The sequence below is a fragment of the Pseudoalteromonas sp. J2K-J599 genome (assembly GCF_059295115.2).
The window spans coordinates 2977786-3000130 of record NZ_CM200271.1 but is presented as its reverse complement, the minus strand read 5'-3'; the positions used below and the strand labels follow the sequence as shown (position 1 = coordinate 3000130).

Annotated in this window: 21 protein-coding genes; 13 read left to right on the top strand and 8 right to left on the bottom strand. The window is 40.4% G+C overall.

Features of this window, described 5'->3' with window-relative positions; translation table 11 throughout:
• Positions 1 to 168 precede the first annotated feature (168 nt).
• The 12 genes from AC5NT5_RS13575 to AC5NT5_RS13520 all read left to right on the top strand — a co-directional run bounded on the left by AC5NT5_RS13575 (position 169) and on the right by AC5NT5_RS13520 (position 14269).
• Entirely contained in the window at positions 169 to 432 is a 264-nt protein-coding gene (locus AC5NT5_RS13575) for a DUF4212 domain-containing protein (protein ID WP_002961535.1), read from the top strand.
• Positions 433 to 442: 10 nt separating this feature from the next.
• A complete protein-coding gene (locus tag AC5NT5_RS13570) occupies positions 443 to 2167 on the top strand; it encodes a sodium:solute symporter family protein (RefSeq protein WP_182725136.1) in 1725 nt (574 codons plus the stop codon).
• 123 nt (positions 2168 to 2290) lie between these two features.
• Positions 2291 to 4129 carry a DUF294 nucleotidyltransferase-like domain-containing protein gene (locus AC5NT5_RS13565; protein WP_182725135.1) on the top strand — a complete coding sequence of 613 codons (1839 nt, stop codon included), beginning with the start codon at positions 2291 to 2293 and terminating at the stop codon, positions 4127 to 4129.
• 15 nt (positions 4130 to 4144) lie between these two features.
• Complete coding sequence (locus AC5NT5_RS13560) at positions 4145 to 4768, top strand: 3'-5' exonuclease (protein WP_182725134.1); 624 nt, start codon at positions 4145 to 4147, stop codon at positions 4766 to 4768.
• A gap of 138 nt (positions 4769 to 4906) precedes the next feature.
• Positions 4907 to 5641 carry an SIMPL domain-containing protein gene (locus AC5NT5_RS13555; RefSeq protein WP_182692796.1) on the top strand — a complete coding sequence of 245 codons (735 nt, stop codon included), beginning with the start codon at positions 4907 to 4909 and terminating at the stop codon, positions 5639 to 5641.
• A 79-nt stretch (positions 5642 to 5720) separates the two neighbouring features.
• Positions 5721 to 6383 (top strand): peroxiredoxin-like family protein, encoded by a 663-nt coding sequence (locus AC5NT5_RS13550; RefSeq protein WP_182711872.1) that lies wholly within the window; start codon positions 5721 to 5723, stop codon positions 6381 to 6383.
• 178 nt (positions 6384 to 6561) lie between these two features.
• Entirely contained in the window at positions 6562 to 7578 is a 1017-nt protein-coding gene (gene epd / locus AC5NT5_RS13545; protein ID WP_002961528.1) for an erythrose-4-phosphate dehydrogenase, read from the top strand.
• Between the two features lie 64 nt (positions 7579 to 7642).
• Positions 7643 to 8818, top strand: a complete 1176-nt coding sequence (locus tag AC5NT5_RS13540) for a phosphoglycerate kinase (protein WP_002961525.1) — start codon at positions 7643 to 7645, stop codon at positions 8816 to 8818.
• A 201-nt stretch (positions 8819 to 9019) separates the two neighbouring features.
• Positions 9020 to 10084, top strand: coding sequence for a class II fructose-bisphosphate aldolase (gene fba / locus AC5NT5_RS13535; protein WP_182733993.1), 1065 nt, complete (start codon positions 9020 to 9022; stop codon positions 10082 to 10084).
• Positions 10085 to 11122: 1038 nt separating this feature from the next.
• Positions 11123 to 11812, top strand: a complete 690-nt coding sequence (phoB, locus tag AC5NT5_RS13530) for a phosphate regulon transcriptional regulator PhoB (RefSeq protein WP_006791869.1) — start codon at positions 11123 to 11125, stop codon at positions 11810 to 11812.
• A gap of 65 nt (positions 11813 to 11877) precedes the next feature.
• Positions 11878 to 13185, top strand: coding sequence for a phosphate regulon sensor histidine kinase PhoR (gene phoR / locus AC5NT5_RS13525; protein WP_494513966.1), 1308 nt, complete (start codon positions 11878 to 11880; stop codon positions 13183 to 13185).
• A 115-nt stretch (positions 13186 to 13300) separates the two neighbouring features.
• The gene (locus tag AC5NT5_RS13520; RefSeq protein WP_002962686.1) at positions 13301 to 14269 is read left to right on the top strand and encodes a PstS family phosphate ABC transporter substrate-binding protein; all 969 of its coding nucleotides are present in this window, start codon (positions 13301 to 13303) and stop codon (positions 14267 to 14269) included.
• Between the two features lie 70 nt (positions 14270 to 14339).
• Here the strand turns inward: AC5NT5_RS13520 and AC5NT5_RS13515 are convergent, their stop codons facing one another.
• From AC5NT5_RS13515 to sfsA, 8 genes are all read right to left on the bottom strand, one after another.
• Positions 14340 to 14576 (bottom strand): hypothetical protein, encoded by a 237-nt coding sequence (locus AC5NT5_RS13515; protein ID WP_024597166.1) that lies wholly within the window; start codon positions 14574 to 14576, stop codon positions 14340 to 14342.
• Between the two features lie 33 nt (positions 14577 to 14609).
• Positions 14610 to 15458: a pantoate--beta-alanine ligase gene (gene panC, locus AC5NT5_RS13510; protein ID WP_024597167.1), complete on the bottom strand. Its 849-nt coding sequence runs from the start codon at positions 15456 to 15458 to the stop codon at positions 14610 to 14612.
• Positions 15458 to 16252, bottom strand: coding sequence for a 3-methyl-2-oxobutanoate hydroxymethyltransferase (panB, locus tag AC5NT5_RS13505; protein WP_002962679.1), 795 nt, complete (start codon positions 16250 to 16252; stop codon positions 15458 to 15460). The genes panC and panB overlap by 1 nt, the downstream gene beginning before the upstream one ends.
• A gap of 30 nt (positions 16253 to 16282) precedes the next feature.
• A complete protein-coding gene (folK, locus tag AC5NT5_RS13500) occupies positions 16283 to 16768 on the bottom strand; it encodes a 2-amino-4-hydroxy-6-hydroxymethyldihydropteridine diphosphokinase (protein ID WP_002962677.1) in 486 nt (161 codons plus the stop codon).
• A 4-nt stretch (positions 16769 to 16772) separates the two neighbouring features.
• Positions 16773 to 18254, bottom strand: coding sequence for a polynucleotide adenylyltransferase PcnB (gene pcnB / locus AC5NT5_RS13495; protein WP_002962675.1), 1482 nt, complete (start codon positions 18252 to 18254; stop codon positions 16773 to 16775).
• Between the two features lie 78 nt (positions 18255 to 18332).
• The gene (gluQRS, locus tag AC5NT5_RS13490; protein ID WP_002962673.1) at positions 18333 to 19277 is read right to left on the bottom strand and encodes a tRNA glutamyl-Q(34) synthetase GluQRS; all 945 of its coding nucleotides are present in this window, start codon (positions 19275 to 19277) and stop codon (positions 18333 to 18335) included.
• 20 nt (positions 19278 to 19297) lie between these two features.
• Positions 19298 to 19741 (bottom strand): RNA polymerase-binding protein DksA, encoded by a 444-nt coding sequence (gene dksA / locus AC5NT5_RS13485; protein ID WP_002962671.1) that lies wholly within the window; start codon positions 19739 to 19741, stop codon positions 19298 to 19300.
• A 308-nt stretch (positions 19742 to 20049) separates the two neighbouring features.
• A complete protein-coding gene (gene sfsA, locus AC5NT5_RS13480; protein ID WP_182693105.1) occupies positions 20050 to 20769 on the bottom strand; it encodes a DNA/RNA nuclease SfsA in 720 nt (239 codons plus the stop codon).
• Between the two features lie 123 nt (positions 20770 to 20892).
• Here sfsA and pepB point away from each other — a divergent pair, with 123 nt between their 5' ends.
• A complete protein-coding gene (pepB, locus tag AC5NT5_RS13475; RefSeq protein ID WP_494513967.1) occupies positions 20893 to 22188 on the top strand; it encodes an aminopeptidase PepB in 1296 nt (431 codons plus the stop codon).
• Positions 22189 to 22345 lie beyond the last annotated feature (157 nt).

Genomic DNA, 22345 nt, shown 5'->3' with positions numbered 1-22345 from the left:
ATAAAAATATATAAAACACGCTTGAATGATAAATACAGTTTACGTAAACGTTAACAAGCTGTTACGACTATGGTCTCAATTCAATATGTAACCAGCGTTGCTAAATTGGTAAGCGAAGATAAAAAACCACTCATCGCGATATTGCGGTGCTTAAAGGGGAAAACAAAAATGGCTTTTAAAGATGAAGAACAAGCAAAAGCTTATTGGGCAGAAAACATTTCGCTGTTATTTAAACTGTTAGCAGTGTGGTTTGTCGTGTCTTTTGGCTTTGGCATATTACTGGTTGATGTACTTAATGAAGTACGTTTTTTTGGGTTTAAACTTGGCTTCTGGTTCGCCCAGCAAGGCGCGATTTATACCTTTGTTGCTTTGATTTTTGTGTACGTTTTCAAAATGAATACGTTAGATAAAAAATACGGCGTAGACGAATAGGAGCTAAGCAATGGATGTTCAAACACTCACGTTTTTAATTGTTGGTTTAAGCTTTGCGCTTTATATCGGCATAGCAATATGGGCCCGAGCGGGTTCAACCAAAGAGTTTTATGTAGCGGGCGGCGGCGTACCTCCTCTTGCTAATGGTATGGCAACAGCTGCCGATTGGATGAGCGCCGCGTCGTTTATTTCAATGGCGGGTATTATTTCGTTTGCAGGTTACGATGGCAGTGTTTACTTAATGGGGTGGACAGGTGGTTATGTACTATTAGCCATGTGTTTAGCGCCTTACTTACGTAAATTCGGCAAGTTTACTGTGCCAGACTTTATTGGCGACCGTTACTATTCACGTACCGCGCGTTTAGTTGCTATTTTTTGTGCCATATTCATTTGTTTCACTTATATAGCAGGGCAAATGCGTGGCGTAGGCGTGGTATTTTCACGCTTTTTAGAAGTAGAAATTGAAACCGGTGTTTACATTGGCATGGTGATTGTATTCTTTTATGCGGTACTTGGCGGCATGAAAGGCATTACCTACACACAAGTAGCGCAGTATTGTGTACTTGTATTTGCATACCTTGTACCAGCCATTTTTATCTCGATGATGATGACGGGTCACTTCTTCCCACAGACCGGTTTTGGTGCCACATTAATTGGCAGCGACGGCGTATACGTACTTGATAAACTAGATGGCTTAAGCGCTGAACTTGGTTTTGCGCAATATACCGAAGGCTCTAAGAGCATGATTGACGTGTTCGCTATTACTGGTGCGTTAATGGTAGGTACTGCTGGTTTACCACATGTAATTGTACGCTTTTTCACTGTACCTCGCGTAAAAGACACACGTATTTCTGCTGCATGGACTCTTGTGTTCATCGCGATTGTTTATACTACAGCACCTGCGGTTGCAGCCTTTGCTCGCGTAAACATGGTTGATACTATTAATGGTAAAGACGGTAGCGGTACAGCTTACGCAGAAGCACCAGGATGGATTAAAAACTGGGAACGCACAGGTTTAATTACATTTGATGATAAAAACGGCGATGGCAAAATGTTCTACACGGCGGGTAAAATCACCGATCCGAACAGTGCTAACGAAGTAAATGTAGACCGCGACATTATGGTATTAGCAAATCCAGAAATTGCTAATTTACCAGCATGGGTAATCGCACTTGTAGCTGCCGGTGGTATTGCCGCTGCACTGTCTACAACAGCAGGTTTACTACTGGTTATTTCGACCTCCGTTTCGCACGATTTACTCAAGCGAACCCTCAAGCCCGATATTACCGACAAGCAAGAGTTACTTGCAGCGAGGTTGGCAGCCATGATCGCTATTGTTATCTCCGCATACTTTGGTATTAACCCGCCTGGATTTGTGGCATCGGTAGTGGCATTTGCATTCGGCTTGGCGGCAGCGAGTTTCTTCCCAGCAATTATTATGGGTATATTCTCTAAAACAATGAACCGAGAGGGCGCAATTGCAGGCATGGTAACGGGTATTGGCTTTACCGCTGCGTATATCATCTTCTTCAAGTTTGTAAGCCCTGAGCTTAATAATCCTGAACATTGGTTTTTAGGTATTTCGCCTGAAGGTATTGGCTTAATTGGTATGATTATTAACTTTGTAGTAGCTGCAGTTGTTCTTAAATTTACTCAAGCTACACCTATTGAAATTCAAGAAATGGTAGAAGGTATTCGTAACCCTAAAGGGTCAGCTGAAGCGCACGATCACTAGGCAACATTTATAGATATAGTAAAAAAATATAAAGCACCCAAAGCCCGACTTTAGTCGGGCTTTTTATTTGTTTAATAAATAAGTACATTAGATTGGTACATCACCATTTAAAGAGCGAATACAATGAGTGTAGAACAACAAGAAATAGCCCAATACGTTTGTTTGCAAGCGCCTTTTACTATGCTTGATAGCAGCGCATGCGAATACTTTGTAAATCATCTTGATATTATTTACCTTACCCGCGAAAACCAAACTCAGTGGTTACAAAGTGAAAACCCTAAACTATTTTTAATTCGCTCTGGTTTGTACGACCTAGTTGATGGCAAGGGCGATGTTGTTACGCGCTTAGCGCAAGGTGACTATTTTGGTTTTCCGTCGCTGTTAACCGGTGAGGCAATTCAAAATAGGTTAGAAGTACAAAAAGAGGGGATAGTGTATATGCTTTCTCAAACGCATTTTGATTTTTTACGCAGAGAATATAAATCGTTTGAGCAATACTTTGTACGCGCTCATGCTAACCGGTTGTTGTCATCACATTATAAAAGTAAAAACGATAGCTGGTCGGAACGTAAAATATCAGAGCTGATGACGCGCACAGCAATTACGCTTACGCCCGATGCAAGTATTAGGCAAAGTGCTAAAAAAATGAAAGAGCATGGCGTATCGTCAATAATGATAACGCAGCACGCGCACTTAGTAGGGGTTGTGACCGACCGCGATTTACGCAACCGAGTACTTGCCGACGAGGTAGATCCACAAGACGCAGTAAGCAGTATTATGACCGCAAAACCTAAGTTTATATTTGAAAATAACCGGGTGTTTTCGGCGCTGCACTTAATGCTTAAATACAATATTCACCATTTGCCCGTGCTTGACGAAAACCATAACCCGATAGGGATGATAACCAGCACCGATTTACTGCGCCAACAAAAAAGTGACCCCGTACAGCTTATTGGGCGCATATATAAAGCGCACACTGTTACTGATTTAAAACGCTACGCAAAAGAAATCCCCGAACTTTTGCGTGGCTTTTCGTACAATATTGACGACATATCGCTAATTGGTAAATTACTCAGTGGTTTAACCGATGCGCTTACATCGCGCCTGATTCACTTATTTCAAGAAGAGCATGGCGCAGCGCCAACCAGCTTTAGTTTTATTTGCTTTGGCTCGCAAGCACGCGAAGAACAAACCCTGCATTCAGATCAAGATAACGGCTTATTACTCCCTAACGACTTAACCACCGAGCAACACGCTTACTTTAAAAGTATGGGGGAGTTTGTATGCGAGAATTTAGTTGAGTGCGGCATTAGGCGTTGCCCAGGTAATATTATGGCAAGCAGTGATGAGTGCCGTATGAGCGTAAACGACTGGAGCGAGCGCTTTTTTAAATGGATAAAAAGCCCCACACCCAATGCAATGCTTAACTGTAAGATATTTTTTGACCTGCGATTTATTGAAGGTTCAAACGCTTTATACACGGCTTTTTGCGAGCAACTAATTCGTATATCGCGTAACGACTTATTCTATGCCGCAATGGCAACCGACATAAGCAGCAACAGCGTGCCAATTGGTTTATTTAATAAATTTAAAACAGAAAAAACAGATCAAAATAATAAATACATAGATTTAAAAAAACGCGGTGTCGTAATTATAAATGACATAGTGCGGTTATACGCTTTAAAAGCGGGTATTAGGCGCGCCAACACACAAGAGCGGTTGGACGCACTACTAAAACATAAACTGATCAGCAAAGAAGATATATACAACCTAAAAGACTGCTGGCGGTTCTTAACGCAGCTTCGTTTGAGTACACAAATAAACGAAGAGGGCTTACCGAGTAATTGCATTAACCCTAATAAATTAAACTCACTAGAGCGCCATCAACTAAAAGAAGCGTTTTACCTTGTTAAACAAGCGCAGCAAGCCGCCGCGTTTAAGTTTGCTCGCGGCAGTTTATAATGATGGATTACTAACATGGTAAAAAAGCTGCTCACTCGGTATTTAAAGCGCCGTAAATTACTAGGTAAAAATGCCTTACAACAACGTTACTTAGTGATTGATTTAGAGCTAACTGGCCTTGATGCAAAACAGCACGAAATTGTATCACTAGCGTGGGTGATAATAGATAACCAATGTATAAAAATGAGCGAGTCGCAGCACCTTATAAATAAAGACGTAAAAAGCCTTGAGCAAAGTCCTGTTTTTCATGGGATTAGCGATGATGTTATAGCAAAGGGGCTAAGCCTAAACAGTATATTAATGCAATTAAGTAACCATTTTAGCGACTGTATTTTAGTGTTTCATAATGCCATGCTCGACTGGGGGTTTTTAAAAATAGCGCTTAAAAATGCCAATATAACTATACGGCCTAAACTGATACTCGACACACTGCATATTGAGCAAAAGCGCTTACTCCATCATTCAACTGAAATAAAACAAGATGATTTAACCCTTAATGCTTGCCGCACACGTTATGAGTTACCAAGCTATCATTGCCATCACGCACTGACCGATGCACAAGCCACTGCCGAGTTACTGCTAGCCCAGTGCCATCAAATAAGCCGTGGCAAAGAGTTAAAAGTAGGCGAGTTGATGTAGGTTGGCTGAAGGCGGGGCTTTATGCCGCGCGAGATAAACTCCCGCCAACAATAAAGAGTAGTTTACTTTTATTGTTATCCGTATAACTATAGGTACAGTTACGTAATCATTATCTAACTAATCACTTCAAGGACGATCATGAAACTCATCACTGCCATTTTCTTAACCTTATTCCCACTCATCACTTTTGCTAATTCAAGTTTGCCTGCTAATCGCCATATTGCAGTGCAGGGGACTGCAGAGGTATTAGCAAAGCCCGATATGGCTAAGATTTCTTTTGAAGTAATAAGCTTTAAAGACAAATCACTTGATGCAAAACGTGATGTTGATGACCGAGTAAATTTGTTACTTAAAGGTTTAAGCAAGTATGGTGTTAAGGAGACTGATGTTTCTGCTACAAGCCTGTTAACTCATAATGATGACGATATGTTTAATGTCGAGAGCGGTACAGCAATTAATGCAGGATATGTAGCAACAAGAACACTTAAAGTAACATTAAGAAATATTGAAAAAGTGAATGATTTTATCGATTTTGCACTAAGTGTAAAAATTAATGAACTGACGAATATTGAGCTTATGTCTTCAAAAGCCTCGCAGTTAGAAGCTGAAGCAACACAAGGCGCAATAGATAACGCTATAGTTAAAGGGGGTAAGCTTGCCAAAGCATTTGGCGCAGAGATTGGAAAAATTTACAGTATTAATTCAAATTCTAACCGTTCAAGTTATGGTTATGGCGTAGATGATTTTGAGAGAATAGTTGTGACCGGCTCTAAAGTTACTAGAAATCCATTCGAGCAAGGCAGGTATTTACAAGAAACTATTACATTTAAATCATCAATAAACGTGGTGTTTGATTTAGAGGTAAATGATTAAGTTAAAATTTTCATTTCAAATACATTTTCATAATGTAAGCTGGCTTTAAGTTTTTGATTAATTTGAAGGTAGCGATACTATGAGCGATGAAAGCAACACATTAAAAGCACAAACCGAGGCAAAAGTAGCCGCTGGGCGAAAAGGTAATCCTGATTTTATGAAAGGTGTTGATGAAAGTATTGCTCAAGCAAAATCCTTTCAAGAGGGTGCAAATGCACTTAATTTAGCTCAAAGTGCCCCACGCTTTGAGCTGCCGAATCAAAAAGGTGAGCAAGTTTTATTAGAAGAACTACTTGCACACGGACCTGTGGTTATTACTTTTTATCGTGGTAGTTGGTGTCCGTACTGTAATTTACAACTGAAAGCACTGCAGTCACGTTTACCTGAAATTCATGCTTTAGGCGCACAATTGGTGGCTATTAGCCCGCAAGTACCCGATGGCTCAATGAGCGAAAGCGATATAAGTAACATGGATTTTTTAGTGCTGAGTGATCAAAATGCCGATGTAGCAGCAAGCTACGGCGTAGCATGGCAAGTGCCCACATTTTTACTCGAGCATATGCGAGTAGACCGAGGCCTAGATTTAGAGTCGGTTAACAATGGCAATAGTAGTGTTTTACCGATCCCTGCCACCTTTGTTTTAGATAAACAAGGTAAAGTGACTTGGCGCTATGTTGATGTTGATTATCGTACTCGTTCTGAGCCAGAAGATATAATTAACGCTTTGAAAAATTTAGTATAAAAGACTTAATTTTGAAAGTCAGACCCCTTGAAGAGCTTGCAATGCCTAAGCTCTTCAACGTTAATTTAAAGTTTCTAATGCTTCCCTCTTATAATCAGATGCAAGGTCGATTACAATACAGACATCTAAAAGGCGTATTGCCTTTATCTGCACGCTAAAAGAGTGGATTTTATATTTCATGGCAATCAAACTTGCAATTAATGGTTTTGGTCGTATTGGTCGAAATATTGTCCGCGCGTTATACGAGTCTGGTTTGAGCGACGATATAAAAATTGTTGCGATTAACGAACTTGCTGATCCTGAAGCTATTGCTCATTTATTAAAATACGACACATCCCACGGTCGTTTTTCTTTTCCTGTAAAACTTGGTGAAGACACCATTAGTGTTGCAGGCGATACCATTGCACTTTTTTGTGAAGAAAACCCAATTGAATTACCTTGGCAAACGCTCGATGTAGACGTTGTACTTGAATGTACGGGTGTTTACCACTCGCGTGAACATGCGCAGTTACATATTACCGCAGGTGCTAAAAAGGTGTTGTTTTCGCATCCGGCCGATAACGATGTTGATGCTACGATTGTGTATGGCATTAACGACGATGAGCTTAAAAGCGAGCACACAATTGTTTCTAACGGATCGTGTACAACTAACTGTGTTGTGCCGGTTATTAAAGTATTAGATGATGCATTTGGTATTGAGTCGGGCGCTATTACAACGATTCATGCGTCGATGAACGATCAACAAGTGATTGATGGTTATCATCATGATTTACGCCGTACTCGCGCTGCAAGCCAATCAATTATTCCAGTTGATACAAAGCTCGCTCGTGGTATAGACCGTATTTTACCTAAATTTAAAGGCCGTTTTGAAGCCATCGCCGTACGTGTACCTACTATAAATGTCACGGCAATGGATTTAAGTGTAACGGTTAATACCGATGTAGATTTAAATGCAGTAAATAATGCACTTAAAGCACAAGCAAAAGACCGCTTAGAAGGTATTTTAAGTTATACCGAAGAGCCGCTTGTATCGGTTGATTTTAATCACGACCCACATTCTTGTATTATTGATGGCACACAAACACGTGTTAGTCACAAACGACTGATAAAGTTATTAGTATGGTGTGATAACGAATGGGGTTTTGCTAATCGTATGCTCGACACAGCGCGTGCTATGATGGCAGTGAATAAGTAATTTATTAATATAATAATTTTAAACGTATTTTTCAGGTTCAGTATCGTTAACTAAGGAGATGTTCATGTCGGTCATAAAAATGGCAGATTTAGATTTAAACGGCAAACGCGTATTAATTCGTGAAGATTTAAATGTACCAGTTAAAGCAGGTAAAGTGACGTCAGATGCGCGTATTCGTGCAGCACTACCTACTATTAAACTAGCCCTTGAGAAAGGCGCTAAAGTAATGGTTATGTCACACCTTGGCCGTCCTACGGAAGGGGAATACGATGAAGCGTTTTCGCTTGCACCTGTAGCTGATTACTTAAACGATGCCCTAGAGCAAACTGTACGTTTAGAAAAAGATTACCTAAACGGTGTTGATATTGCTGATAACGAAGTGGTTGTTTTTGAAAATGTGCGCTTTAACAAAGGCGAGAAGAAAAACGACGAAGCGCTATCTAAGCAACTAGCAGCACTGTGTGATGTATATGTAATGGATGCATTTGGTACGGCTCACCGTGCACAAGCGTCTACCCATGGCGTTGGTTTATTTGCTGATGTGGCATGTGCAGGTCCATTGTTATCGGCTGAGCTTGAAGCGTTAGGAAAAGCACTTGATAATCCAGCGCGTCCATTAGTAGCGATTGTTGGTGGTTCTAAAGTATCTACTAAGCTTACCGTTTTAGATTCACTTTCTAAAATTGTTGACCAATTAGTTACCGGCGGCGGTATTGCAAATACCTTTATTGCTGCATCAGGTAGCCCAGTTGGTAAATCGCTTTACGAACCTGATTTAATGGATGAAGCGAACCGTTTATGTGCAGCAGCGATTGCTAATAATGGTGAAATTCCGGTACCGACTGACGTAGTGGTTGGTAATGAGTTTTCTGAATCTGCTGTAGCTACACTTAAAGATGTAAGCGAAGTAACAAGCAATGATATGATTTTTGATATTGGCCCTGATACAGCGAGCAAGCTTGCAAAAATTATTGCAAATGCAGGCACTGTTGTATGGAATGGTCCAGTTGGCGTGTTCGAGTTTGACCAATTTGGTAATGGTACTCGTGCTATTGCACAAGCAATTGCTAACTCAAATGCGTTTTCAATTGCGGGTGGTGGTGATACCTTAGCCGCAATCGATAAATACGGCATTGCCGATAAAGTATCTTATATTTCTACTGGTGGTGGTGCGTTCTTAGAGTTTTTAGAAGGCAAAAAACTTCCAGCAGTTGAAATGCTAGAGTCGCGCGCTAAGTAATTTTAGTCGCGTAAGGTGAGGGTGTAATAGCCCTCACCGACAATTAATTACTAAATACCTCTCACCCTAATTTAGTCGTTAATTTAGACGGAATATTACTGCAAAGCAGTGGTTTTTCGTGGCGTTGTTATAACGCCAAACTAACACATCCGTTCAAACTAGATGGTAGGGAACTACTGTCGATAAATTGGAGAATACCCAATGGCTTTAATCAGTATGCGACAACTTTTAGATCATGCAGCAGAGCATGGTTACGGCGTACCTGCTTTTAACGTTAACAATCAAGAGCAAATGCGCGCAATAATGGAAGCGGCTGACAAAACAAACAGTCCAGTAATCGTTCAGGGATCAGCTGGCGCACGTGCTTATGCTGGTGCTCCATTTATTCGTCATATGATTTTAGCAGCCGTTGAAGAATGGCCACATATCCCAGTTGTAATGCACCAAGATCACGGCACGTCGCCAGGTGTATGTCAGCGTTCAATTCAGCTTGGTTTTTCATCAGTAATGATGGATGGCTCGTTAATGAGCGACGGCAAAACCCCTTCAAGCTACGAATACAATGTAGAAGTAACGCGCGAAACTGTTGCGATGGCGCATGCCTGTGGCGTATCGGTTGAAGGCGAGCTAGGTGTACTTGGTTCACTTGAAACAGGTGAAGCTGGCGAAGAAGATGGCGTTGGCGCAGAAGGCATATTAACAACTGATCAAATGCTAACAGACCCTGAAGAAGCGGCTGATTTTGTAAATAAAACACACGTTGATGCACTTGCAATTGCTTGCGGTACTTCACACGGTGCTTATAAATTTACTCGCCCACCAACAGATGACATTTTAGCGATTGATCGCATTAAAGCGATTCATGCCCGTATTCCTAACACGCACTTAGTGATGCATGGCTCATCTTCAGTTCCTCAAGAATGGTTAGAAATTATTAATCAGTACGGTGGCGAAATTCCAGAAACTTATGGTGTGCCAGTTGAGCAGATTGTTGAAGGCATTAAGTTTGGTGTTCGCAAGGTAAATATTGATACCGATTTACGTTTAGCATCTACCGGTGCAATTCGCCGTCATATGGCGCTTAACCCATCTAACTTTGATCCACGTAAATACCTAGCTGAAGCTACAAAAGCAATGACAGAGATTTGCGTTGCACGCTATAACTCGTTTGGTACTTCTGGTCAGGCTAGTAAAATTAAGCCAATTTCACTTGATGAAATGCACCTTAAATACTTAAGCGGCGAACTAGACCCTAAAATTAGATAATAGATCAATTTATAATTGATCATTATTAGGGCCTGTTTATCTTTCGAGGTTGAATTTGCAGCAGTATGTTTGGTATTTAGGCAAGGCAGAGCCTATGCAGTGTGGTTATTCCCCATAAATAGGCGATAACGTGGAATAAATGCCAAACATGCGCTGCCCGAAGGGTTCTGCTTAGGGGCAATTTACTCTTTGTTGCCTACATGGATGTAGGTAAGGGGCGTGAGCAGGACGCGGAAGCTTTGCTCGGTTTTTACTTAGCCCGCTAGGTTACAAACCCCACGCCGCGATTAAATCGCCCCTGGGTTGATCAAATTTTAATCATGAAAGGTCAACAGGCCCTAAGCCAGTAACTTTGTTGCTGGCTTTTTTAATGTCAGCCCTTTTTATATTACAGATTACGGTTTTTTGATCAGATCACTGCATTACCAACGCGGAATTTTGGGATCACGCATTTACTAACACAGCCTTTTCGGATCATTACTTTACTAAGCCAAATACACTTTAATGCTATATATGGGTCTGGGATAATTTGATCGTTATTTATTTGTACAAACAATCAACAACTTATGGCTTTGACTAGGTACAACTCTGATCTGAGGGTTGATCGGCTTGGTAAAAATCTGATCCTTTATTTGGAGCTTAGTAAAATTTAGATCTATTTTTGAACGTATTGTTTGTTACACAGGCGGGTTTGTTGATTTTAAAATGGCTTTAAAGCTACTTTTAAACGATCGATCTGTAAAAATGTCTTGGTTAGTAAAACAATGATCCCAGCTAGTTTGATATTGTTTAGTGGTTTAAATAGCGATACAAAAAAGATAATTTCAAAAAGTTAGCTATTACATAAATTTATCGTAAATCTCTTTTTATTACGTTAAATATTAAAAAGGTTTTAAAAATATGACGTTAATGAGGTTTTTTGTCACTAATTTGTGTTTTTTTTACCACCATTTTAATTTACACGTTACACTTTCATAAAAATGTCATACTTAGTCATAATAATGAAAACTAATTCGATAGCGTAAGAGATAAATTGGAATGTCACGTAAAGTACTAGTCGTAGATGACGAAGCTCCTATCAGGGAGATGTTGGTTTTTGTTTTAGAGCAAAATGGATTTCAAGCAATTGAAGCAGAAGATTACGACTCTGCTATTGCAGCTATGGTTGAACCTTACCCAGATATGGTTTTACTTGATTGGATGTTACCAGGTGGAAGCGGCATTCAAATTGCTAAAAAGTTTAAGCAAAACGAACACACCCGCCAAATCCCAATTATTATGCTTACAGCTCGCGGCGAAGAAGAAGACAAAGTACGCGGCCTTGAAGTAGGTGCAGATGATTACGTCACTAAGCCGTTTTCTCCTAAAGAGCTTATGGCACGTATTAAAGCGGTTATTCGTCGTGTATCGCCAACCTCATTAGAAGAAGCTATTGAAGTACATGGCCTGCGTTTAGACCCTATTTCGCATCGTGTTACCTCAGAAGGTAACGAGCTTGATATGGGGCCAACCGAATTTAGATTACTGCACTTTTTTATGACTCACCCAGAGCGTGTTTATAGCCGTGAACAACTGCTTGATCATGTGTGGGGAACTAACGTTTACGTAGAAGATCGCACGGTTGATGTGCACATTCGTCGCCTGCGTAAAGCAATTGGCCCACTTGGACATGACCGTTTGGTGCAAACAGTACGTGGCGCTGGGTATCGTTTTTCAAGTAAGCTGTGATCAGCTTAAAACTTAGCTAATGTGTAAAATACGCATGTATTACTACTCTAAGGTAAAGTGAGTGTATGTATCGAGTTGTTAATAAACAGGCGTTAGTTAAACGCCTGTTTATCTATTTTTTACCCTTACTATTAATTGGTGTGCTGGTTGGCGCGCCATTTTTGCTTTTATTTTTAGGATCTTTTTCCCTCCTTATTTGGCACTACCATCAACTTTATCGTTTGAGCGATTGGCTACTTAATCAACGCAGCTTTAATCCACCAGAGGGTGAGGGTGCATGGGAGCAAGTGTTTGAAGGTATTTACCATCTCCAGCACCGTAATCGTAAAAAACGTAATGAGCTTGCAGATTTAATTCGTCGCTTTCGCGATGGGGCTGAAGCGGTACCTGATGCGGTTGTGGTATTACAAAATGATTTAAGTATTGTGTGGTGTAATCAACTAGCCCTTAAAGTGCTTGGTTTGCAGTGGCCTACGGATCATGGTCAGCGCCTTGATAATTTAATTCGCGAACCTAAGTTTGCTAAATACATGCACAAAGGCGAATTTGACGATGCGCTTGAGCTGGATAATGGTCATAGTATTGAGCAGGTGCTTGAGTTTAGGGTAATGCCATATGCAAGTACGCAACTTATGGTTGTTGTGCGTGATGTAACGCGCTTAAAACAGCTTGAACAGATGCGTAAAGACTTTGTAGCCAATGTGTCGCATGAACTACGTACACCGCTTACAGTGGTTACAGGGTATCTTGAGATGATGGATGGCGACATGATGCCGCCGCCAGCAATGTGGAACAAAGCGCAAAATACTATGCTTGAACAATGCAAGCGCATGGATAGCTTAGTCAGCCAATTATTATCGCTTTCGCGTATTGAAGGTGCACGGCGCCAAGACAACGATAAAGCTATAAATGTGCCGCAATTACTTGGTTATATTCACACTGAAGCAAACTCAATTAATCAAGACAAAAGCCACGAACTTATTTTTGATATTGATAAAACCCTTGATATTAAAGGCTCTGAGGATGAACTGCGTAGTGCGTTTTCTAATTTAGTATTCAACGCGATTCATTACACAAAACCAGGCGGTAAAGTAGAAGTATGTTGGCAGCGCAAAAACAATAAAGCGTGTTTTAGTGTTACCGATAATGGTGATGGTATTGCGCCTGAGCATATTAACCGATTAACTGAGCGTTTTTATCGTGTAGATAAAGCTCGCAGTAGAACAACAGGTGGCTCAGGCTTAGGGCTCGCTATAACAAAACATGTGTTAACTCGCCATGATAGTAAATTAAATATTCGCAGTGAAGTTAACAAAGGATCGTGTTTTTCTTTTGATTTTTCAATAGATAAGATAGTTTCGCTGACTAAATAATTAAGCTAATAGGTCAAGTCATAAAAGTGTCATTTAAGAGTAATGTAACTGTCATGTACTCACTTTAGAGTGGGCAGCAGTTAGAAAATGGAACGAACAAACCGGAGAACTCTACATGAAATTTAAAAACTTAGTTGCCGCAATGGGTGTGGCTGTTACAACTTTCGTATCTGCACAAGCAGTTGCTCTAGACCAAAATATTCCTGAGTATCAAAAAATTAGTGGTGTTTCAGGCAACTTTTCATCAGTAGGTTCTGACACTTTAGCCAACATGATGACGTTTTGGGCTGAAGAGTACAAACGTATTTACCCAAATGTAAATATTCAGATTCAAGCAGCAGGTTCTTCTACTGCTCCACCGGCACTTACCGAAGGTACAGCTAACCTAGGTCCAATGAGCCGTAAAATGAAATCTAAAGAAATCGAAGCGTTCGAAAAACGTTACGGTTACAAGCCAACAGAAGTTCGCGTAGCTATTGATGCACTTGCTGTATTTGTACATAAAGATAACCCAATTGAAGGTCTTCGTATTGACCAAGTAGATGCTATCTTTTCATCTACTCGTAAATGTGGCGCACCAGAGCAAGTTAACCGTTGGAGCGATGTTGGTCTAACAGGTGATTGGGCAGCTAAAGATGTGCAACTTTACGGACGCAACTCAGTATCAGGTACGTATGGTTACTTTAAAAAGAAAGCACTTTGTAAAGGTGATTTCCGTAATAACGTAAATGAGCAACCGGGTTCTGCATCAGTAGTACAGTCAATTTCATCTTCATTAAATGCAATTGGTTACTCAGGTATAGGTTATAAAACATCGGGCGTACGTACAGTACCGCTAGCTAAAAAAGGCGATAACTTTGTTGATGCAACACTTGATAACGTTGCACAAGGTAAATATCCATTATCTCGCTTTTTATACCTTTATGTGAATAAGCACCCAAACAAGCCGTTGTCTCCAATGGAAGCGCAATTCTTAAAAATGGTACTTTCAAAAGATGGTCAGCAAATTGTAGAAAAAGATGGTTATGTACCACTTTCTGCAAAGCTAGTAGAAACAGAACTTAAGAAGCTTGGTTTAAATTAATAAACTATAAGCAATAAAAAACCGCTCATTGAGCGGTTTTTTTGTGCCTAAAACTAAAAACTTTAAGGAATTAAATATTACCTAATTTTTCGGCTTGTGCTTTACATTGATTATAGCTCTCAACACATTTGCCAGAGCATACTTGTTGCTTTAAGCCCTCAGCAGTTGTTTGCTGTTCACAACTACTTTCACACTGGTAGTTTTGTTGAGCACATTGATTCATTTCAGGGTTTTCAACTTGGTTTTGACAACCTGCCAATAGTGCAAAAGTAAGGGCGACTACGCTTGTTTTTATTAAAGTGTGCATGCTTCTTATCCTTAAAATGGAGTCGCAATAATATTAAATTTCGACTTGGATATTGTCGATCAATCTAACACCACCAAAATAGGCTGCGGCTAAAATAACAAATTGAGTATCTTCGATTGTAGCAGTTTTTAATGTATCTCGTTGAGCAATCTCAAAATAGTCTGGTTTTAGGCCTGCTTTCTCTAAACTTTGTTTAGCTAAGCTTTCAAGTTTTACAAAGTCTTTCTCGCCACTTTTAAGTTGCTCAGCGCACGTATTAAGGGCTTTAAATAATACGGTTGCAGTCGCTTTTTGATCATCAGATAAGTAACCATTACGTGAGCTCATAGCAAGGCCAGAAACTTCTCGCATTGTAGGTACACCAATGACTTCAACCGGAATTGATAAGTCGCGTGCCATAGTTTTGATTACTTGTAGTTGCTGAAAATCTTTTTCACCAAAGCAGGCGTAATCTGGTTGCACTAAGTTAAATAACTTAGTTACGATTGTTGCAACACCTCTAAAGTGACCTGGACGTGAGCCACCGCAATAGCCTAATGAAATGTCAGGTACATCTACAAAGCTTTGTGCACCCAGTCCGTTAGGGTAGATTGTTTCTACACTTGGGGTAAATACAATATCAGTGCCTAGTTCAGCAAGGCCTTGTTTGTCTTCGTTTAGCGTACGAGGATAGTTATCTAAATCTTCGTTAGCACCAAATTGCATTGGGTTTACAAAAATACTTACAACGACTTTGTCGGCCAAGTTTTTTGCTTTTTCTACTAGCGAAAAATGCCCACGGTGCAAGTTGCCCATTGTTGGCACAAGCGCCACGCTAAGACCTGCTTGGCGCCATGCTTTAATTTGACTACGTAACGATCTGATTTCAGTTATTGATTGCATTATTTAAACTCATGTTCAGCGCTTGGAAATGCGCCACTTTTAACATCTGTACAATACTTTTGAACGGCTGCAGGCATATTGCCTGTTTCGAGCAAAAAGTTTTTAGAAAATTTAGGAATGTAACCTGCCGAAATACCAACCAGGTCATGCATTACCAGTATTTGGCCGTCAGTTAAGCTGCCTGCACCAATACCAATAGTCGGGATACTTAAAGCGTCTGTAATGCGTTTTGCCAGGGCACTTGGAATACACTCAAGTACTAATAATTGCGCGCCAGCAGCTTCAAGTGCTTTCGCATCATCAATCATTTTTTGTGCTTTATCTTCTTCGCGACCTTGTATTTTAAAGCCACCAAATACATGAACTGACTGTGGTGTAAGGCCTAAATGCCCGCAAACTGGGATACCTTGTTGAGTGAGTGCTTTAATGCTCTCGTAAAGCCACTCTCCGCCTTCAAGTTTAATCATGTTTGCGCCAGCGCGCATAAGCTCAGCTGCATTTTTACAGGTATCACTAACGCTTGAGTAGGTCATAAAAGGTAAGTCAGCAATTACAAATAATTCGCGGCTACCAGCGCGTACACAGCGGGTATGATATGCAATATCTTGATTTGTTACGCCAAGGGTGTCATCGCCGCCTTGTAGTACCATGCCCAATGAGTCGCCCACTAAAATAACTTCAACGCCGTTATCATGAAATAACTTTGCAAAACTAGCGTCGTAGGCTGTTAATGCAGTAATTTTGTTATTTTCTGCTTTCATTTTATTTAAAGTAGAAACGGTTATTTTAGACATAATATCCTCGCAGGCAAAAGCCTAGGTTAATTACAGAGGTAATTGTTGTAAGTCGTTGAGCGGTAAGTTATTTGCAATGGTTTTTAATGCAATGCCGCTAGGTAAAATAAGTTCAGGTGCAAGCTCTAATAGTGGGTAAACCACAAACTCGCGATCACTCAAACCATAATGAGGCACGGTTAAGCGCGCCGTATTTATAATTTGATCATCAAATAATAGGGTATCGATATCAAGTGTGCGCGGACCCCAACGCTCAGCTTTTCTTACTCGACCATGCTCAAGCTCAATACTTTGTGTTAAATCAAGTAATTGCTCTGGATCAAGGGTCGTTTTAATACAGGCTACGGCATTGATATAGTCTGGTTGATCTTGTGGGCCCATAGGCTTACTTGCATAGTAATGCGATACGTTTACAAATTCACAATTAGGCAGCTTTTTAAGCGCAATTATCGCGTTATCAAGCTGCTCTTTTGGTGAGTTTAGGTTGGCACCTAAACCCAAATAAACACAATGCATGTTATTACTCAGTTGGCTTTTTAGTAGGGCGACGGCGCTTTCGCGGCTTAGGACCACCTTGATGACCTAAGCTTTTAACCATCTCTTTTTGGCCGTTTATATCTTTACTTAAGTATTGTGTCCACCACTGAGCAAGCTCTGTATGCTGAGTTTCGCCTGCATCTACGCGTAATAATAAAAAGTCGTAAGCGGCTTTAAAGCGAGGCTGTTGCGTTAGCCTGTATGCACGTTGGCCAGCACGTTTATCTAAGCGGTGCTGAATATGCCAAATATCGCGAGCACCTAAAGTAAAGCGCTTAGGAACAGCTATATGCTGTGAATTATCGCTTAGTACTTTATTCATTGCTTGTGCGAAAGCATCGTATTCAGATAGTTGCTCTTGGCTTTGAATTTTTTTAGTGCGCTCAAGCAGTGGGAACCAAAGTAGGGCAGCAAAAATAAACGCCGGTGTTACTTTTTTATCGGCATTAATACGCTTGTCGGTATTTTGAAACATTTGCTGAATAAGCGTGTGCTCTAAGCCACTTGGGTTTTTATCTAAAATTTTATCAAGTTCAGGAAAAAGTGAGCGGAATAAGCCGTATTTACGCAGCATTAAAAAGTTAGCTTCGGCCTTGCCGTTTAAAAACAGTTTAAGAATTTCTTCAAATAAACGTGCTGGCGGAATGTTATCAAGCAAGCTTGCAAGCTCGCTAATTGGCTTTTCACTTTTAGGCGCAATGCTCATATCAAGCTTAGTGGCAAAACGTACTGCACGTAACATACGAACAGGGTCTTCGCGGTAACGCGTTTCAGGGTCGCCAATAAGCTCGATTTGTTTAGCTTTAATTGCCGCTAAGCCGTTGGCGTAATCGTGAATACTAAAATCTTTAATTGAGTAATAAAGTGCGTTGATTGAAAAGTCGCGGCGCTCTGCATCTTCTTCAATACTGCCAAATACGTTATCACGTAGTAGTTGGCCCTCATTGCTTGATTGGCTTATTTGATTTTTGTCTTCTTGCGCTTCGTGGTGGCCACGCATTGTTGCCACTTCGATAATTTCACGGCCAAATACAATGTGTGCTAGACGAAAGCGACGACCTATCAGGCGACAGTTTCTAAATAGTTTTTTTACCTGATCTGGAGTTGCATTAGTAACTACGTCAAAATCTTTTGGCTGTTGGCCTAACAATATATCGCGAATACAACCACCAACAAGGTAGGCATCGTAGCCACCGTCTTTTAAGCGGTATAATACTTTGATTGCATTTGGGCTAAATTGTTTGCGAGAAATACCATGCTCACCACGAGTGACAACAATAGGTTCACTGCTTACAGAAGCGCTTTCGGCACTGGTATTCGGGCCGATTATTTGTCGGCAAAATTGAAAAAGCTTGGAAATAATAGTCTGTCTCCTAGAAGGTGTGATTGACTCTGCATCGCAATCAAAAGTTACAGCAAATAGGGCAGTTATAACCCAGTACAAGCTGTTTGACGTAATTAGCATATATTTAGGCGGCTATCATATACCAGCAGGGTTTAAAAATTAAGTTGATGTGTTGAAATTAAGCCGTTTTTAGCTATTTTATTTACTTAAATGTGTAAATTGGACTTTCTGGCTATGTGGATGTTGAGAAATTTGTATTTCGGATACTTGGGGGACCTGTTTTAAGCTAAAGTTTTTAATTCCCCAATCGATTAATTGTTCTATATTTAAGTCGCTTAAATCAGCTATAACAGGTAGCCCTAAAAATTCAAAAGCGCTAATTAAAGCAGGCTTTGGATTTTGCTTACAAATGGCGGGGGCATAATTTTGTTTAGATAGTTTAAAACCGGGTTTGGCAACCGCTAAAGGTAAATGAGCAAATTCAGGTACAGGGCTGTCGAGTTGTTTAAACAAACTAATTTGCCGAGCTGTTGGTTCAATTAAATCTGCGCCTCTTACAATTCGATTTATCCTTTGATCGATATCATCGACGACCACAACAAGTTGATATGCAAATAAACCGTCACTGCGTTTAATTAAGTAATCTTCGTGGGATAATGCACTATTTACCGATATATCACCTTGAATTAAATCACTAAATTGGGTCGTTGGATGTTGCTGAACTAAACGAAGTGCGCCGGATTGAGTATGATGATTAAGTGCTTTGCAATGCCCCTGATAAATACCGCCAATGGCTTTTATTTGCTTTCGAGTACAGGTGCAACCATAAACAAGGTTTTGCTCTAAAAGAGAGTGGGTAATATCTTGATATAAAGACAGGCGCTGTGTTTGGTATACAACAGGTTCATCCCAATAAAGGGCGTAGGCTTGTAAGGTATTTAGAATATCGGAGTCGGCGTTTTTAACCACGCGCGTAGTGTCAATGTCTTCAATACGAACTAACCATTTTCCTTGATTAGCTTTTGCATCTAGGTAGCTACCCACAGCCGCTACAAGTGAGCCAAAATGTAATGGCCCAGAAGGAGACGGCGCAAAACGACCGCGATATTTACGCATAGGCGCAGTAACGGCTGTAGGAGACATAACTAACTAATAAGTTTTAATTAGCCGCGTCCAGATTGCTTTTCTTTGATTTCTGCAAGTGTTTTACAGTCTACGCATAAATCGGCAGTAGGACGTGCTTCTAAGCGACGTATGCCAATTTCGATGCCACAAGACTCACAAAAGCCAAAATCATCTTCTTTAATCAAATTAATTGTTTTTTCAATTTTTTTGATTAATTTACGTTCGCGGTCACGAGTACGAAGTTCTAAAGAGAATTCTTCTTCTTGTGCAGCGCGGTCAACTGGGTCAGGAAAGTTAGCAGCTTCGTCTTGCATGTGCGATTTAGTACGATCAACTTCGTTACGTAAATCGTTACGCCAAGTCTCTAAAATTGCTCTAAAATGAGCACGTTGTGCATCATTCATGTACTCTTCGCCTGGTTTTTCTTGGTATGGTTCTAAACCGGCTTGAGCCAATAAACCATGTTTCTTTTGGTCTGGCATAACTCTCTCCTAAATCCTTAATTTAATGCCTCAGCATTAGCCGGCGGTATAAATAACAGAATCTTATACCCTAGGCAAATTTATTTTTAATTAATCGAATTAGCTTCAACCATGCTTACTGAGTAAAAAAGTGTATTAATAGTTTATTTACACTTTTAATTAATTCACATATTCGCTTTCTAAAACTTGCCTTGTTATATGGGCAAAAGCTTCAAAAGCAAGTTAATTTTTATAATTCACTTTTTACCACTTTCTATAATTAGAGTGCTTTGTAAATTACGCTTAGTTCAATCTCTTGGTTTATTACACTATTCTATAAATGCTATTCTTTTATGAAGTAAGACTCCATTAGCTGAAATTTTGGCTTTGTATGCTAATACTTCAACACCGGCTATTATTGCTTGGTTTAATAACGTGGCGTATTTTTTATCAATATGCGCAGCTGCACTTACGGTATTTATTCCTTCATGCAAAACAGCGAACAGTAATACTGCTCGGTGGCCTTGTTCGATCATTTCTATTAGTTCGCGAATATGCTTTTGTCCACGCACTGTTTGCGCATCAGGAAAGTAGCCTTGTCCGCTTTGTGGTGTATCTTCGCTTAATAATGTGACTGATTTAACTTCTACATAGCAATCGGGCTTATTTTCGTCTGTGAGTAAAAAGTCGATACGACTGTTTTCGCTGCCGTACTTAACTTCGCTTTGCAATTGACTGTAGTCGAGTAGTTCGCTTATCACATTATTGTTTATTGCTTCTTCAACTACTTTATTAGCCACCGCTGTATTTACACAAATAAGCTGCGATAAGTTATTTTGCGTAAGTTCTAATGAATGCGGGTATTTTCGTTTTGCGTTATCGCTTGTTGAATAAAAAGCAGTAAAGCCTGGCTCAGCGCATCCCGTCATTTTACCTGTATTTGCACAGTGGGCGGTAAATTCGCTGCCATCACTTAATTGTAAATCAGCTAAAAAGCGTTTGTAGCGCTTTAATAATATGGCTGGTTGCAGCGCTGGCGTGTACTTCATAATAACTTCCAAAGCGTAAACACTGCTCAGCAGTGTGATTTATGTTATTTATCTCAAGCTGTTGGGAACTTAAGCGCTCTATAGTAAACTCGGTGGCACATTTAAGTGCAAGGGAATTCTAACATGAGTGAAAAATTTGTTGTTCAACTAAGCGAACAAGCAGCAGCGAGTCATTGGGGCGATAATGCGTCATTGTCTTTTAACGAGCGCGGTGCAACTGTTCATTTATCTGAGCAAGACACATTAAAAAATGTTCAAAAAGCAGGCCGTACTATTGCAAGCCAAGGCGTTAAAAATGTTGAATTAGCAGGTGATACTTGGTGTACAGAAAGCCAGTGGGCTTTTTACCAAGGCTTTGTAACACCAAAATCGTTAAACAGTGTTGAGTTTGTTGATAACGCACAATCAGATATTAAAGAACTTGCTCACTTAAAAACGTCAGCAATTTGGGCACGTGAAATGGTTAACGGTACTGCCGATGACATTTACCCAGAAAGCCTAGCTGAAAAAGCAGCTGAGTTTATTCAATCATTAGCGCCTGAACATGTAAGTTACCAAATTATTAAAGGTGATGCGTTACTAGAACAACAGTGGATTGGTATTCATGCAGTTGGTCGCGGTAGTGTTCGCCCACCAGTATTGCTTGAGCTTGATTACAACCCAACAGGCGACGAAAATGCACCAGTAAGTGCTGCGCTTGTAGGTAAAGGTATTACGTTTGACTCAGGTGGTTACTCAATTAAATCAAGCGAAGGTATGCTTGGTATGAAGTGCGACATGGGCGGCGCTGCAACAGTAACAGCAGGTTTAGCATTGGCTATTAACCGTGGTATTGAAAAACGTATTAAGCTGTTTTTATGTTGTGCTGAGAACTTAATTTCGGGTCATGCATACAAATTAGGTGACATTCTTACTTACAAAAATGGCACAACAGTTGAAATTGTAAACACGGATGCTGAAGGTCGCTTAGTACTTGCTGATGGCTTAATGGCAGCAGGAGAGACTGGCGCTCCACTTATCATTGATGCAGCAACACTAACTGGAGCAGCGCTTGTTGCTGTTGGCCAAGAGTACAATGCATTATTTGCACTTGATAAAGAACTTGCACGTGAAGTTGAAAGTTTTGCATCTCAAGAAATGGAAGCTGCTTGGCCACTGCCTCTTGAAAAATGGCATCAACAAAACTGCCCATCTCCTTATGCTGATACGGCAAATAGCCGTGCACAAAAGGGTGGCGGTTACGGCGGTGCATCGAATGCTGCAGGCTTTTTATCACGCTTTGTGCCAAACGATGGCAAAGGCTGGGTGCACATAGATTTAGCTGCTGCTTTTAACATGGGCAGTACAAGCCAATGGGCAGCGGGCGCAACAACTCAAGGTATGCGTACGGTTGCTCGTACCCTACAAGAAAAAGCATAATATTTACTAAATTATGCTTTTTACACTAAAAATAGGCACCTTTGGGTGCCTATTTTTTAATTTACAGGCAAGCAATTTTATTTCATTTGCGGTAAAATCCGTCGCCAATACCTGTTTGAGTTTAATTTTTGCTTAACTCTAAGCTGCGCTCAAATCT